At 70.0% G+C, this 14,835-nt stretch carries 12 protein-coding genes; 4 read left to right on the forward strand and 8 right to left on the reverse strand.

Annotated features, from left to right (window positions below):
* Positions 1-28: 28 nt before the first annotated feature.
* Positions 29-1,438 carry a serine/threonine protein kinase gene (locus tag WMF39_RS39765; RefSeq protein WP_437741664.1) on the reverse strand — a complete coding sequence of 470 codons (1,410 nt, stop codon included), beginning with the start codon at positions 1,436-1,438 and terminating at the stop codon, positions 29-31.
* Positions 1,439-1,584: 146 nt separating this feature from the next.
* Between WMF39_RS39765 and WMF39_RS39770 the strand changes: the two genes are divergently transcribed.
* Together WMF39_RS39770 and WMF39_RS39775 are read left to right on the forward strand one after the other, a co-directional pair.
* Entirely contained in the window at positions 1,585-2,487 is a 903-nt protein-coding gene (locus WMF39_RS39770; protein ID WP_437741665.1) for an SPFH domain-containing protein, read from the forward strand.
* The gene (locus WMF39_RS39775) at positions 2,484-3,425 is read left to right on the forward strand and encodes a hypothetical protein (RefSeq protein WP_437741666.1); all 942 of its coding nucleotides are present in this window, start codon (positions 2,484-2,486) and stop codon (positions 3,423-3,425) included. Before WMF39_RS39770 ends, WMF39_RS39775 begins: the two co-directional genes overlap by 4 nt.
* Positions 3,426-3,435: 10 nt before the next feature.
* On the opposite strand, the gene WMF39_RS39780 is transcribed toward WMF39_RS39775, so the two are convergent.
* The 4 genes from WMF39_RS39780 to WMF39_RS39795 all read right to left on the reverse strand — a co-directional run bounded on the left by WMF39_RS39780 (position 3,436) and on the right by WMF39_RS39795 (position 7,494).
* Positions 3,436-4,671, reverse strand: a complete 1,236-nt coding sequence (locus WMF39_RS39780) for an STAS domain-containing protein (protein ID WP_437741667.1) — start codon at positions 4,669-4,671, stop codon at positions 3,436-3,438.
* Positions 4,672-4,817: 146 nt separating this feature from the next.
* Complete coding sequence (locus WMF39_RS39785; protein ID WP_437741668.1) at positions 4,818-6,026, reverse strand: STAS domain-containing protein; 1,209 nt, start codon at positions 6,024-6,026, stop codon at positions 4,818-4,820.
* 286 nt (positions 6,027-6,312) lie between these two features.
* Positions 6,313-6,930, reverse strand: a complete 618-nt coding sequence (locus WMF39_RS39790; RefSeq protein WP_437741669.1) for a hypothetical protein — start codon at positions 6,928-6,930, stop codon at positions 6,313-6,315.
* A gap of 180 nt (positions 6,931-7,110) precedes the next feature.
* The gene (locus WMF39_RS39795; RefSeq protein ID WP_437741670.1) at positions 7,111-7,494 is read right to left on the reverse strand and encodes a hypothetical protein; all 384 of its coding nucleotides are present in this window, start codon (positions 7,492-7,494) and stop codon (positions 7,111-7,113) included.
* A 450-nt stretch (positions 7,495-7,944) separates the two neighbouring features.
* Here WMF39_RS39795 and WMF39_RS39800 point away from each other — a divergent pair, with 450 nt between their 5' ends.
* Positions 7,945-9,831, forward strand: coding sequence for an APC family permease (locus tag WMF39_RS39800; protein ID WP_437741671.1), 1,887 nt, complete (start codon positions 7,945-7,947; stop codon positions 9,829-9,831).
* A gap of 108 nt (positions 9,832-9,939) precedes the next feature.
* On the opposite strand, the gene WMF39_RS39805 is transcribed toward WMF39_RS39800, so the two are convergent.
* Both WMF39_RS39805 and WMF39_RS39810 read right to left on the reverse strand, forming a co-directional pair.
* A complete protein-coding gene (locus WMF39_RS39805; protein WP_437741672.1) occupies positions 9,940-10,899 on the reverse strand; it encodes a gluconeogenesis factor YvcK family protein in 960 nt (319 codons plus the stop codon).
* Between the two features lie 45 nt (positions 10,900-10,944).
* Positions 10,945-11,703: a DNA methyltransferase gene (locus tag WMF39_RS39810; protein ID WP_437748092.1), complete on the reverse strand. Its 759-nt coding sequence runs from the start codon at positions 11,701-11,703 to the stop codon at positions 10,945-10,947.
* 766 nt (positions 11,704-12,469) lie between these two features.
* On the opposite strand from WMF39_RS39810, the gene WMF39_RS39815 reads away from it, so the two are divergent.
* On the forward strand, positions 12,470-13,357 hold the full coding sequence (locus WMF39_RS39815; RefSeq protein WP_437748093.1) for a hypothetical protein: 888 nt from the start codon (positions 12,470-12,472) through the stop codon (positions 13,355-13,357).
* Between the two features lie 190 nt (positions 13,358-13,547).
* Here the strand turns inward: WMF39_RS39815 and WMF39_RS39820 are convergent, their stop codons facing one another.
* Positions 13,548-14,468, reverse strand: a complete 921-nt coding sequence (locus WMF39_RS39820) for a transposase (RefSeq protein WP_437741673.1) — start codon at positions 14,466-14,468, stop codon at positions 13,548-13,550.
* Positions 14,469-14,835: the final 367 nt, after the last annotated feature.

Below are 14,835 nucleotides of genomic sequence, written 5' to 3' on the forward strand. Positions count from 1 at the left end.
GGCCCCGGAGCGCGAGCGCGCGCTGCGCTCAGCGCTCCCCCGCGCGAGGCGGCCGCGAGGCGGCGTGCGTGCGGCCCGGCTCGTCGCTCTCCAGCTCGTCGAGCTCCTCGTCCAGCGCGGCGTCGCCGTCGTGGATGCGCGATCGACCGGGGGCCTCCTGCTCCTCGAAGCGCACGCGCGCCGCCGCGGCCTGGCCGCGCTGGGCAGCGTCCTCTGGCGCCGGGTGCCCGCGGACGACGCGTGTGGCGCGGCGCAGCGCGAGATCGGCGACCCGCCCGGCCCTGCGCACGTTCGGCGCGGCCTTCTCGCGCAGCACGCGGCCGAACACCAGGGACAGCAGCGTCAGCACCGTCGGGACGATCACCCCGAGCGCGAGGCCGACGGCGATGCGCGCGACGGTGAGGCCGAACAGCGCGGCCACGAGCGGCAGGCCCACCAGGCCGCGATCGAGCGACGGGCGCCCCTCGTGCCGGCGCGCGCGCCGCTCCTCCTTGCGCGCGCGCTTCTCTTCCTTGCGCTCGTCCTTGCGCGCGCGCTTCTCTTCCTTGCGCTCGTCCTTGCGCGTGCGCCGCTCCTCCTTGCGCGCCCCGCGCTCCGCGGAGCCCTCCGCAGGCTCGCCAGCGCGCGGCGTACGCGGGGGCGCGCCGCCCGCTTCGAGCCCCGAAAGGAGCGGAGCGATGCGCGCGGCGCGGCGGTCCGGGTCGGGCTCCAGCATCGCGGAGAGCGCCCGGACGAGGCGCGGATCGGCTCGATCGCCGAGGGCAGCGGGCACGTCGATCGCGAGCCCTCGGTGCGGCAGGTTCTCCGGCTCCTCGCCGGTGAGCAGGCAGAGCGCGGTCGCGCCGACCGCATAGACGTCCGACGCGGGCAGCGCGCGGCCCTGGAACTGCTCCGGCGCCATGTACCCGAACGTGCCGACCACGGTGCTCCCGCCCTCGGGACGCATGCGATCGCGGACCGCGCCGAAGTCGACGATCGCGAAGGAGCCGTCGGGCCGGCGGATCACGTTGTTCGGCTTGATGTCGCGGTGGATGACCGGCGGCGCGCGGCCGTGCAGGTAGTCGAGCACGGCCGAGGCGTCCCGCAGGAAGCGGAGGATGTCGTCCCGCCCGAGCACCGCGCGGCGACGGCGCATCGCGCCCAGGCTCTCGCCCTCGATCTTCTCCATCACCAGGAAGAGAGCTCCGTCCTCCTCGAAATGATCGAGGTAGCCTGGCAGGCTCGGGTGCGAGAGCGACGCGAGCACCCGGGCCTCGCGCTCGGCGAGCTCCACGCTCTTCCAGCTCGAGGCGCCGCGGATCTGGAACCGCTTGATCGCGACGAGCTTGCCGAGCCGCTTGTCGACGGCCTCGAGCGTGTGCCCCTGAGCCCCTTCGCCGAGGGCGCGCGTGATCACGTAGCGGCCGTCGCGCAACGCCTGGCTCGGCTCGGCACCCATCGAGGGAGCGAGAGTACACCGCCGGGGCAACGACACCAGGTCGAAGCCGCGCCTGGGCGCCCGCGAGCGCGCGCGAACGTCCGGACGCCCGCCGGCGCGCACCGCTCGCGCGGCCCGCGCCATCCGCTCTGCTAGAGTCGCGAGCGATGTCGCTGATCCTCACCGTGCTCGGGCTGTTTGCCGTGCTCTACCTGCTGTCGGGGCTGCGGCAGATCAACCAATGGGAAGCCGCGCTGCGCTTCACGCTCGGCAAGCTGACCGGCCGCGTATCCCCCGGGGTGACGCTGTTCCTCCCGGGGATCCAGGAGCTGCGGCGCATCGACACGCGGATGAAGAACCGCGATCTCCTCCAGCAGATGGTGATCACCCGCGACAACGTGACCACGATGGTCGATGCGGTCGTCTATTACCGCGTCGTCGATCCGGAGAAGGCCACGCTGGCCGTCGAGAACTACGAGAACGCGATGAAGGATCGCGCGAAGGTCGTGCTGCGCGACGTGGTGGGCGAGACGCGGCTCGACGAGCTGCTCGCGCACCGCGAGGAGGTCGCCGCCAAGGTGCGCGCGCAGGTCGAGGCGGTGGCGGCCGCGTGGGGCCTGCACGTGGAGATGATCGGCCTCCAGGACATCGCGCTGCCGCCCCAGATGCAGGAGGTGCTCGCGAAGGGCGCGATCGCCGAGCGCGATCGGCGCTACGTGGTCATCAAGAGCGAGGCCGACGTGGAGAGCGCGAAGAACTTCGCGGAGGCGGCGGGCATCCTCGCGCGCTCGCCCGGGGCGATGGAGCTGCGCCGCTTCGAGGCGCTGGCGAACCTGAGCCAGGGCAACACCAAGGTGATCTTCGACCTCGCGAAGCCGTACGACGACGTGCGGCACGCGGCGGTCGCGATGGCCGAGGCGGCGGTCACCGAGGCGAAGCCCGTGCGCGTCCAGCAGGGGCAACGCGCGGTCGACGCCGAGGCGCAGCGCGAGGCCGAGGCGGCCCTCGAGGAGGAGGCGGCGCTCGAGGAGCAGCGGACGGCGCGGCGCGGGCGCATGGGCGGGGCGTGATCCCGGCGCTGACCGCGCTCAAGGCCGCGGTCGCGGCGCTGCTCGAGGCGCGCGGCGAGCGCGGGCTCGCCGCCCTCGTCGCCGGCGGGGAGCTCGCGCTCGCCGCCCCGCCCCAGCGGTGGACGCTGGGGTCGCGCGAGGTGAGCGCGTCGCGCCTCTCGCTGGCCGTCGACGCGCCCGAGTTCGCGGCGCTCACCGCGGATCCGAGCCGCCTCGCGGCGGTGAAGGAGGCGTTCGCGAGCGCGGTCCGCACGCCGGAGACGGAGCTCGCCGATCTGTCGCTGGTGCTGCGCCTGCCCGGCGTCGGGCGCGGGTGGAGCCAGATCTACCGGGAGGCCGCCCTCCCGGCGGCGCCCGAGCGGCCGGCTCCGGACGCGGTGCTCGGCGGCGCGGCGGCCCTGCTCGAGGCGTCGGGCGACGCGCGGGGCGCGGCGATGCTCCGCCGCGCGCGGCTCGAGGCGGCGCAGGTCTCGAGCGGGGGCGCCGCGCTGGTGCGCTGCGTGGTGCGGCTCGAGCCAGCGGATCGCGCGGCGCTCGACCGCGACGGCGAGCGCGCGGAGCGGCTGCGGCGGGCGGTGCGCGACGCGGGGACGCGCGCCTCCGAGGCGATCGCGTCCGTGGAGCTCGCCACGGCGCTCTACCCGCTCGGCGGAGCGGCGGCGCCGGAGGCCCGGCTCGCGCGGGCGCTCGCGGCGCGCGGCGCGGTGGCGGTGACCATCCGCCGCGGTGACGGGCCGGAGGGCGAAGGCGTGGAGCTCGCGGTCGTGGCGTCCGGCGAGCTCATGCGCGTCCGGATCACGGCGGCCCCGGAGCGCGAGCACGGCGGCTGGAGAGCCGAGGGGATCCGCGCGATCACCGTCACAGCCGGGGACCTCGCGACGCCGGAGCGGACGGAGGAGCTCGCCGCGCTGCTCTGCGGCGGCGGCGAGCTCCCGTGACGCGCAGCGGTCAGCCCCGCGCCAGCAGGCCGGGCGTCGCGGCGCCGGCGCCGGCGCCGGCCGTCGCGGCGCCGTTGCGCGGGGGGTTCTCCGGGCGGGTCATGCTCCGGATCGCATGCTGGAGCGCCGCGCGGAGGTTGCGTTGCGTGATGAGCTGCGAGAGGTCGAGCCCGAGCGCGACCATCGTCTGGGCGACGTTCGGTTTGATGCCTGCGACGATCCCGTCGGCCCCGAGCAGCCGTATCGCGGTGACGAGCTCGATCAGGTGGCTCGCGACCTTCGTGTCGACCACCTCGACGCCGGTCAGGTCGAGGATCGCGAAGCGCGCCTGCTTCTCCACGATCTTCGAGAGCAGGCTATCCATCACGTCCGCGGTGCGCACGCTGTCGACCGTCCCCACCATCGGCAGCGTGAGCACGCCGTCCCAGACCTCGATGATCGGCGTCGAGAGATCGCGAATGACCTTCTGCTGCGCCTCGATCTGCTGCAGCTGGGCGCGCAGCTCCTGCTCCGTGCGCTTGGACTCCGAGATGTCGAGCGCCACCCCGAGCACGCCGTACACGGGCCCTCCGCGCTCGTCTTGGAGCGGGGTGATCCAGTTGTCCCAGTGGACGCCGAGCAAGTGGCTGCGAAAGCAGCGCGCCGACCCGTCGAACCATTGGCGCATATCATCGTCGGAGATATCGACGCCAGTCGTTTCTGGCTGGTTCGCATACATTTGGATCCAGTTGGCCCCGATGAGCTGCCCGGGCTTGAGCCCGATGTTCGCGAGCCCCTTGCCGTCGTGATAGAAAACGACTCCATCCCTGTCGATCGCCCAGAGTATCATGTTGTCCACGTGCTCGGCGATGCTGTCCAGGATGCGCGCCTTGCTGCGGAAGGTCGCCAGCTCCTTGTCATCGATCTCGGAGATTGGCCGGAGCGACCCGAAGACGGCGCTGCGATCGGGCGAACGCTTCGCGTTGCACGACAGCGGACGGTACGCCCCGCGCGCGTCGCGAAGGCGGACGCGGAACGAGACGGGTTCACCGGTCTGCTCGAGCTTCGCCCACGCCGCGAGCAGCGCTGCGCGATCCTCCGGGTGAGCGAGCTCTGCGAGCGTCGCGCCTCCCTCGCTCGCAGGGCCGATGACCTCCCGCAGGGCATCGTTCTCGTGGAGCAGGCCGCCCGCCGCCGAGGCGACGAAGAGCAGCTCAGGACAGCCGGCGAAGAACTCCGCGAACAGCGCGCTCGAAGTAACACTCATCACACAAGCCTCTTCCCTGGGGCATGAGAAGTACACGAGGGTATCGCACGCGAAGCCCTCGCGGGAAGGGCCCATTGCACGGCTGCCGTTTCCAGCTCAGGTGCTTGCTCTGCTGCGGCAGCGAGCTCCCGTGACGCGCGGCGCGATCAGCCCCGCGCCGGCCGGCCGGGCGTCGCGGCGCCGTTACGCGGGGGGTTCTCCGGGCGGGTCATGCTCCGGATCGCATGCTGGAGCGCCGCGCGGAGATTACGTTGTGTGTTGAGCTGCGAGAGGTCGAGCCCCAGCGCGACCATCGTCTGGGCGACGGTCGGTTTGATGCCCGCGACGATGCCGTCGGCCCCGAGCAGCCGTATCGCGGTGATGAGCTCGATCAGGTGGCTCGCGACCTTCGTGTCGACCACCTCGACACCGGTCAGGTCGAGGATCGCGAAGCGCGCCTGCTTCTCCACGATCTTCGAGAGCAGGCTATCCATCACGTCCGCGGTGCGCACGCTGTCGACCGTCCCCACCATCGGCAGCGTGAGCACGCCGTCCCAGACCTCGATGATCGGCGTCGAGAGATCGCGAATGACCTTCTGCTGCGCCTCGATCTGCTGCAGCTGGGCGCGCAGCTCCTGCTCCGTGCGCTTGGACTCCGAGATGTCGAACGCCAGCCCGAGCACGCCGCACACGGGCCCGCCGCGCTCGTCTTGGAGCGGGGTGATCCAGTTGTCCCAGTAGACACCGAACGCGTCGGTGCGAAAGCCGCGCACCGCCCCGTCGAACCATTGGCGCATATCGTCGACGGAGATATTGACGCCAGTCGTTTCTGGCTGGTTCGCATAGATGTGGAACCAGTTGGCCCCGACGAGCTGCCCGGGCTTGAGCCCGACGTTCGCGAGCCCCTTGCCGTGGTGATAGAAACAGACTCCATCCATGTCGATCGCCCAGAGTATCATGTTGTCCACGTGCTCGGCGATGCTGTCCAGGATGCGCGCCTTGCTGCGGAGGGTCGCCAGCTCCTTGTCATCGATCTCGGAGATTGGCCGGAGCGACCCGAAGACGGCGCTGCGATCGGGCGAACGCTTCGCGTTGCACGACAGCGGACGGTACGCCCCGCGCGCGTCGCGAAGGCGGACGCGAAAGGAGACGGGTTCACCGGTCTGCTCGAGCTTCGCCCACGCCGCGAGCAGCGCTGCGCGATCCTCCGGGTGAGCGAGCTCTGCGAGCCTCGCACCCCCCTCGCTCGCAGGGCCGATGACCTCCCGCAAGGCATCGCTCTCGTGGAGCAGTCCGCCCGCGGCCGAGGCGACGAAGAGCAGCTCAGGACAGCGGGCGAAAAATTCCGCAAACAGGGCGTCCGAAGTTACATTCATCACACGAGCACTTTCCCTGGGTATCAGAAAGGCAGCAGGGTATCGCACGCGACGCTCTCGAGGGAAGGCACTCGGCCGCAGCGGCTCATGGCGGCGGGGCACGTACGACGACATATACAACGACGTATGAGAGAGGACGACGATACGCGCAGCGCAGGCGACTGGGGGCGTGAGAACACCCACGCTTTCCTGGGCTACGGTCGCGACTTCGTCCCCGATCGCGACGAACCGACGGCGCTCATCTGCCGGCTTATGCCACGGAGCCCCGGTTACGACGCGATTGCGCTCACCGCTCCGCCGACCCCTCGGCGAGCCACGCCGGATACCCCTTCGATTCAACGGACGTAAGGCCGAGGTCGGGCACCTCCACGAACACCGCGCGGCCCACGGCGTAGAGCGCTTCGAGGAGGATCTCTGGCGGACCGAACGCTTCGAGGCCCAGCGACCAGGCCGCCGGAGCAGCCGCGCCCTCGCCTTCCGCCACGGCGACGCGCGTCAGCTCGACAGCACACCCGGCTCCGGGGTGCGCGCCGTCCATCACCTCGACGGCGCATCCGCCCACCAGCCCGAACACCCGCACGCGGCGCTCCTTCGTGAGGGTCGTCCACCCGCTGTCATCGGCGTCCGTCGACGAGACGGTGAGCTTCGTCCACCGCTCCACCTCACCCAGCACCGTGGGAGAGAGGTGGATGGATCCGAAGGCGCAGACCCGGAACTTGACCTCCAGGCCCTTCGGCCGCCCGCCGCGCTTCTTGATCCCGAGATCGGCGCGCCGGAGGCGCCGGTAGCGGTCATGCCGGGGCGCCTCGGAGAACGCACGGGAGAACCACGACACGAGCCGCGCCGCCCGAGCGTCGTCCGCAGGCAGAAACCAGCGGACTTCGATGCTCTCCCGGATGTCCATGGCGTCCTCCCGGCCGCGCGCTGGCGGCGCGTCCGCACCACCGCCTCCATGATGCCAGAAACGGGGGCACGTGCCGCCGGCGCGGCGAAGGTAGGATCTCAGGTCGGGCTGCCTTCCGCCGGAGCACGCACGGCTGCAGGCGGGCGAGCGCCCCTGCGCGCGCCGCAGCGAGTCTCCGGCTCAGGCCCTCGACGACGCCCGGTACGAGTCGGACACGACCTTCTTTGCAAAGTCGATGATCGGCTCGCTGGGGACGTTCTGGATCGCGTACTTGACCGCGTAGCCGCCGGCGAGGAGGGTGAGCTGGCGCAGGATCTTCGAGCTGGCGAGCACGCCAATCGCAAATGCCGCTCCGCCGATCGCGATCGGGACGATGTATGGGACGTCCTTGACCTTGGTCTGGATGTCCTTGGCGAACTTCAGCAGCATGTCGAGGCTCACCGCGCCTTCGCCGCCCTGCGTCTGCGGCGCGCCAGGCTCGTGCGAGCCGGACTCCTGCGAGCCGCCCTCGTAAATCCCGTTCTTGTACCCGCCCGAAGTGTACTGGTCGTTACCGATGCTCATAGCGCTCTACCTCGTCCTGAGATGATTAGCCACGGAAGTGGCGATAGCTCCGGCGACATGCGAAGCACATACCAGCAGCAAGCGCCGGGGCGGCCGACGCGCAGCCACGCGTGAGCCCGCGCGGCAGCGGGCGAGCCGCTTGCTCCAGCGGCGAGCGCGCTCGCACGCGAGGGCGCCCGCCTGCGATGAGGCAACTTGGCCGAGCGTGGCAAATGATCCCACCTCGATCGGCTCACACGATATCGTCTCGCATCGGAGGAGAGGCCGTCCGTGCAAACCTCGAATGCGGCGGCTGCGCCCACGGTCATGGAGGCGACGCTCGTGCTCGATCAGCACCGCTGACGAGCGCTCGGCGCGAGCTTGGAGCACCGGTTGCACGCTGCGGCTCCGACCGACGCGCGCGCGGCGGAGCTCGCTCCGGGCACACGCCTTGCGTGAGCTGCCTCACCCATGTCGCTCATGACGGTGCTGTTCGGCCGGCGGCTGGCCTCGGATGAAGCGGAGAAGGAACAGATCGGCCCGCTCTCCGGGATCCCGGTCCTGGGCCTCGACGCGCTCGCTTCCGCGTCGTACGGCCCCGAGGCCGCGCTCACCGTGCTCCTCCCCCTCGGCGCGCTCGGCGTCCACTACATCGTGCCGCTCAGCGCCTTGGTCATCGGGCTGCTCGCGATCCTCTACGTCTCGTACCGCCAGACGATCGCCGCGTACCCGAACGGTGGCGGCTCGTACATCGTCGCGAAGGAGAACCTCGGCACGCGCGCCGGCCTCGTCGCGGCGGCGGCGCTGCTCATCGACTACGTGCTCAACGTGGCGGTCGCCATCTCCGCGGGGGTGGGCGCGCTGGTCTCCGCGGTGCCCGCGCTCCTGTCGCACACCCTGGGCCTCTGCCTCGCCGTCCTCACCCTCCTCACGGCGGCCAACCTGCGCGGGCTCCGCACCGCAGGCCTCGTGTTCCTGGTGCCGACGTACGCGTTCCTCGGCTGTCTCTTCGCGGTGATCGCGATCGGGATCGGGAAGACGATCCTCCACGGAGGGCATCCGCCGCCCGTGGTCGCGCCGCCCTCGCTGCCCGTCGCGCTCGGAGCCGCGAGCCTGGGGCTCCTCTGCCACTCTTTCGCCAGCGGGTGCACCGCGATGACCGGCGTGGAAGCGGTGAGCAACGGCGTCCCTGCCTTTCGCAAGCCGAGCAGCGAGCAGGCGCGCCGGACGCTCTCGTACATCGTCGCCTCGCTCGGCATCCTGCTCGCCGGGATCGCGATCCTCGCGCGGGCATACGGCATCACCGCCACCGAGCCCGGCAAGAGCGGCTACCAGAGCATCGTCTCGCAGATCGTGGGCGCGGTCGTGGGGCGCGGCGCGTTCTACTACGTGACCCTGGCCGCCGTGGTGGCGGTGCTCATGCTCTCGGCCAACACCAGCTTCGCCGACTTCCCCCGCCTCTGTCGGCTCCTCGCGCTCGATCGCTTCCTGCCCGAGCCCTTCATCCACCGCGGCAGGCGCCTCGCCTTCTCCTACGGCATCGGCGTCCTCGCCGGACTCTCGGCCCTCCTGCTCGTCGTCTTCCAGGGCATCACCGACGCCCTCATCCCGCTCTTCGCGGTGGGCGCGTTCCTCGCCTTCACGATGTCGCAGGCGGGGATGACCGCGCACTGGCGCAGGGTCGGCGGCGCGCGCTCCCGGCTCCACCTCGCCGTCAACGCGACCGGCGCCACGGCCACGGCCGCCACGCTCGTCGTCATCATCATCTCGAAGTTCACCGAGGGGGCGTGGATCTCGACCCTGCTCCTGCTCGGGGCCTTTCTCATCTTCTGCAATGTGCGACGCCACTACAAGCGCATCGACGAGGTGGTTCGCGCCCGCGCGCCGCTCGACCTCACCCCGCCTCCGCCGCCGATCGTGGTGGTCCCCATCAGGCGCTGGGACCTCGTGGCGCAGAAGGGGCTCCGCTTCGCGCTCCGCCTCTCGCCTGAGGTCTACGCGCTCCAGGTGCTCCTCGACGATCCTCGCGTCGAGGACCTGAGCGGCGAATGGCACCATCTGGTGGAGGAGCCCGCGAAGGAGAAGGGGGTACCGGCGCCGCGGCTTTCGGTGGTGCGGTCCCGCTACCGGCGGCTCTTCAGGCCGCTGCTCCGCTTCGTCACCACCCTCGCGCGCGCCCACCCGGACCGGCAGGTGGCGGTCGTCGTACCCGAGGTGGTCGAGTCACGCTGGTACCATTACCTGCTCCACAACCACACGGCGTCGATCCTCAAATGGCTCCTTCTCTTCCGGGGCGGGAAGGGCATCGTGATCGTCAACACGCCTTTTTATCTGCCCGACGAACCGGAGACCGCCTGATCGTCGTGCGCTGCCGCGCCGGCCCGAGGCCGCCCGGCCGACGCGGCAGCGCCGCGCCCCGGGTGCCGTCGAGCGTAGGGCCAGGCGCAGCGGAGCCGGGCCCGGGCCTCACCACCACGAGCGCTGGCGGGCGAGCGAGACGATCGCGGCGGAGAGCTTGCGCGGGTCGTGGCGAATCAGCTTGCCGCCGAACAGCAGGTCGGCAGGGACGAGGAGGTCGGAGGCGAGCGGTTTGTCCGGCGAGGTCACGACCGGGTCAGAGCCGGCGGAGGCGTACTCCTCGAGGCCCTCGGAGGGCCAGACGTCGTTGACCAGCACCGCGTCGAGCCGGGCCTCGCCGAGGTACATGGCGATGGTCCCCACGAAGTCCTCGACCGTGTAGCCGGGGGTCTCGTTGGGCTTCGTCATCAGGTTGCACACGAACATCGCGCGGGCGCGGCTCGCCGCGATGGCCTCGCGCACACCCTTGACCAGGAGGTTCGGCACGAGGCTCGTGTAAAGATCTCCCGGCCCGAGGATGATGAGATCGGCTTCCGCGATCGCGTCGAGCGCCGCTGGATACGCCTGGGCCTCAGGATCCAGATAGACCGAGAGCACCGGCGCATCGAGCATGTCGGAGAGGTTGTCAATCGACGCTTCGCCGCGGATGGTCCGGTCGTTCTCGAGGTGCATCACGAGATCGACGTGATCCATCGTGACCGGGAGGACGCGGTTCTTGACGGAGAAGATCTCGTGCAGGCGCTCGACCGTGAGGGGGAGCGAGCCGGTGATCTCCTGCACCGCGGTGAATATCAGGTTGCGCAGGGTGTGCCCGCCGAGGCTCCCCGAGCGGAAGCGGTGGCCGAGCAGCTCCTTCAGCGCTTCCGGGTGCTCGGACAGGGCGACGAGGCAACGCGTGAAGTCGCCTGGGGGCAGGAGGCCGTACTCGTCCCGGAGCCTCCCGGAGCTTCCGCCCGAGTCCATCATGGTCACGATCGCGGTGATGCGGACGCTCAGGTCACGCAGGCCGGTGAGGAGCGTGTAATGGCCCGTCCCCCCTCCCACGGTCACGATCTTCGGCGTCGCCATGGGGGAGCAGGCTACCATGCGGACGAGCGGGGCCGATACCGACCGTCAGGCCGCCGAGATCTCGACGCGCGGCTGCGGCGCGCACTTCGCGAGGCGGCGCGACGCGACGGCGTGGTACGTGGGCGCGATCTCGGCGCTGTAGCAGCGCCTCCCTGCGGTGAAGGCCGCCACCGCGACCGAGCAGAGCCCCCCGAATGGCTCCCAGACGACATCGCCTGGATCGGACGATGCGCGGATGATGCGATCGAGCAGCTTGAGGGGCTTCTGGTTGCCGTGGATCGACCGGGTGTCCTCCTTGAAGCGTTCGGGGCCGCGGACCGCCGGCTCGTGCCAGACGTTGGTCACGCCGACCTCGCAATGGAATTTGGCTCTCAGGGTAGCCCACTCCTCGCCCGTCAACGGCCGCTTGCCATCGACCGAGAAGTAGGGTCGCCCCTCGGGGCGGCCGTGCGCGTTGGCGAAGGCGGCGATCTGCTCGAACGCCGAGGCCGGGGGGTAATACCAGAGGTGGCAGCGGGTGAAGTACTTCCTCGTGGCCGCGTTCTTCACGCCGCACGCCTCGTTCGTCTGGCGCAGGGGGAGGCCCGAGCGCTCCCATTCATGCCGCAGCCAGGTCTTGAGGGGCAGCCGCACGCCGGCGCTCTCCAGGAGGACCTTGCGCACGTACTGCACGCACACCTCGCTCACCACGGGGAACTTGCGCAGCGTCCGGGTGTTCGCGTTGCCCGCGATGTGGGCGATTCCCTTGTCCCAGACGTGGCAGGTCCGGTACTCCCAGCCGTGCTGCTCGAGCAGGGGGTGCACCGTCGCCCAGCCGATCTCCGTCCCCCAGAACCAGAGGGTGGCGGACGGCAAGGCGCGCTCCGACCAGACGGCGACGTGGGGCGCGTACCACGCGGCGAGCCCGTCGTGCGTCGGGGGATCGCCGGGAAAACCGGAGACGCCATAAGCACCGTCGGAGACAATCACGGTGGGTCTCGGCCAGGAGGCGTAGTGCTCCAGCGCGTCGCCGAGCGTCAGGGTGGGGTGGAGGGTGGTCGAGGCGCGCTTCACGGGGGACACGCGGCCATCCAATCGAACTGCGCGGATCTGTCAACAAAACGGCGGAGCTCGGCCCCGGCGAGCCGCCTGGACCCGCGCGCCACGCGGCGCGGGCGGGGCGCGCTTCGCCAGCGCGTCGGGCTTTCGCCGAGCGCGAGCCCCAAGCGCCCGGGATCGGCCGATCCGTACGACATCGCCGCCCTCCAGTCGACGTGGGGCGCGGATCCGTCGGGCGCAACGTCGGTCGCGTCGGCCGCAACGTCGGTCGCGACGGTCGGCGTCGGGCGCAACGTCGGTCGCGACGGCCGCGCCCTCTCCGTACCGGCCGTGATCCCCGCGCCACCGCCGCGCCGCCCCTGCGGTGGGCATCGACGCGCGGATCTACGAAGACGTGCACGGAGGTCGCCCCGAGGAGACAGCCTGTGGAAATGAGGGGAACACTATCCGCGCAGGATCGCGCACGCCCCGTGTGCCGCCTTCGTGCCGGTGATTGAAGAGATCGTTCGTTCGGCGTATGTTCGGTGGCTTGGTGCGCAACTTCGCTTTGCCGGCGCTCCGCGGCGATGCCCGCGATGAGGCCGACACCGGTGTGACCAGCCTACGCGGGGCCATCGATTCCACACGGGAGGAAATCATGAATGCATTGAAGCGCATGAGCTCGAGAGCCGCTGTTCGCGCGCTCCCGGCCGTCGTTCTGGCCGGGGTGAGCCTGCTCGCGCCGCGCCCGGCAGAGGGCCAGACGGCCGGAGAGCCGGGCCATCTCTACTGGGCCGACACGCTAGTGACCCACATCGCACCGGTAAATAACGAATATGGAAATGGAACGACCTATGTTGATTGGGCCGGCGTCGGAGGAGCCACGGATTACCGGAGCCGCAGCCTGTGCGCGTCGTTCGTCACGAACGTCCTCAAGCAGGCCTATCAGCTGTCCGTCTACGACATCAACACATGGTTCGGCAGCATGAGCCCGAACGCCGCGCTTTACCACGACAGGATCATCGAGGAAGTCGGCTTCGAGCAGATCGTGACGGTGAGCGAGATCGAGGCCGGCGATATCGTCGCGATCGAGTATCCGGCGGGGAGCACGGCGAGCGGGCACGTCGCCATCGCGGCAGGCGCTGCGGTGCCACGCCTGGCGACCTATCCGTTCGTCACGGGGACAATCCAGTACTCGCTCCTCGTCCTCGACTCGAGCACCACGGGCCACGGGACAACCGACACCCGGCGCAAGGCGGACGGATCCTGGCACGCGGGTGTTGGCAGGGGCGTCATGCGCCTCTATGCCAACAGCAACGGGACGATCGTGGGACACGCTTGGAGCACGCAATCGGGATCGACCTACTATGGGACGCAGGTGCGCGACATCGTCGTCGGCCGGATCACGGAGCCGTATATCGAGCTCCCCCTACCATTGTAGCGACGCGCACGGACCGCCCGCGCCTCCTCGACCACCAGGCCGACTCACGCAATCCCGGCGCCCTTGACGTGTAGTTTCACACGAAAACCAGGTGCGCGTTCATGCACGCGAACGGAGGGCGTCTGCCGTTCACTCGCCCTCGTTCAGCAGCCCAGGTGCCGCGTCGGCATCCCGATCGTTCCTTTTACGATTACGACACGAGCGGATCATCGTTCACGGCCACGCCATGGAATACGCGCATCCACCACGTTTGTGCCGGAAACACCACGCTGCGCAGCCCTGCACGCCATCGTTGAAGCGCCTCTCGGTACGCTGCGCGAAATGCCCGGACAGCGGCGACCGCGGTCCTTCGTGCGTCTGCATGTCCTCTCCCCACCGCAAACGTCGGATTGAGGCCGCGAGGCGCCTCGAAGCTCGTCGCGCGAGCGTCGGGCGACACCGTGCATGCGCGCTCGGGGCCGAGAAAACCGCGGCCAGTTCGATGCATCGCGGCGTGCGCCTCGGCTTCCTTCCGCTCCAGCTCCGCCGCCACCTCGCGCCGAAAGGCGTCAGCGTCATCATCCGCCACAGCTGGCGGAAGCGAGATCGCAATGGCAGCGTCCTCGGGCCATGCAGGATTGCTCGGAGCAAAGTAGACGTCAGGACGCCTCGCCCGCAGCTCACCGCGGCCGATTTCGTTGACGAGCACCTTCGCTCCCGGCCATTCCTTCGCACGTCGCACCAATCCCGCCTCCACCGGGTTCGCCAGTGAATATGAAATCTTTTCCACAACGGCCGCCCGCGTCAAGAGGCGAACAACGCTGGTCGCTTCGTGGCCCCAGACCGGCCCCTCCCAGGTTCGGAGCACCTTGGTCCCCAACGCCACGAGGCGATGAAACAGCTGCAGGAATCGCGGAAGCACGCCTTCGACGTCAGTGACGACGATGTGCAGGTGCGTGGACATGGCACACAACGCATGCAGGCGAATGCCGTAGCGCCTGGCCGAAACCGCGAGCGCATAGATGATCAGCTGAGTCATCGCGGCATCCGGTCGGAAGAGGAGGTGTCGCCGCAACGCGCGTCGTGTGAGGAGATAGGTGGCACCTGCAACGATAGCGCGAGGCTGGCTCATCGCTGCCAACTATGCCAAACGCGTGCCGTGGCTTGCGGCCAATGATTTCACATACTTGAATCTTCGAGATCCTGGCGGTTTCTGTTTTCCGCCGGCGCCCGCCATGGCCTATGCCTGGGACCGCCTCATAGACAACACGTATCGGGTCTCACCACCAAGGCACCACCAAGGCAACGTCGGTCAGACCGGCCGGGCCGGCAGACCGGCAACGTCGGTCAGGTCGACAGTCAACGGCAACGTCGGTCAGCCCGGCAGTCAGCTCGGCACGGGCCCAACAGCGGCCTCCGTTTCCGGTGGCACGGGCCCAACAGCGGCCTCCGTTTCCGGTTGACATCTGGCACGGCGCATGGATCAACCACATTGCGCG

Source organism: Sorangium sp. So ce1504 (genome assembly GCF_051521635.1).
GTDB classification, from domain to species: domain Bacteria; phylum Myxococcota_A; class Polyangia; order Polyangiales; family Polyangiaceae; genus Sorangium; species Sorangium cellulosum_B.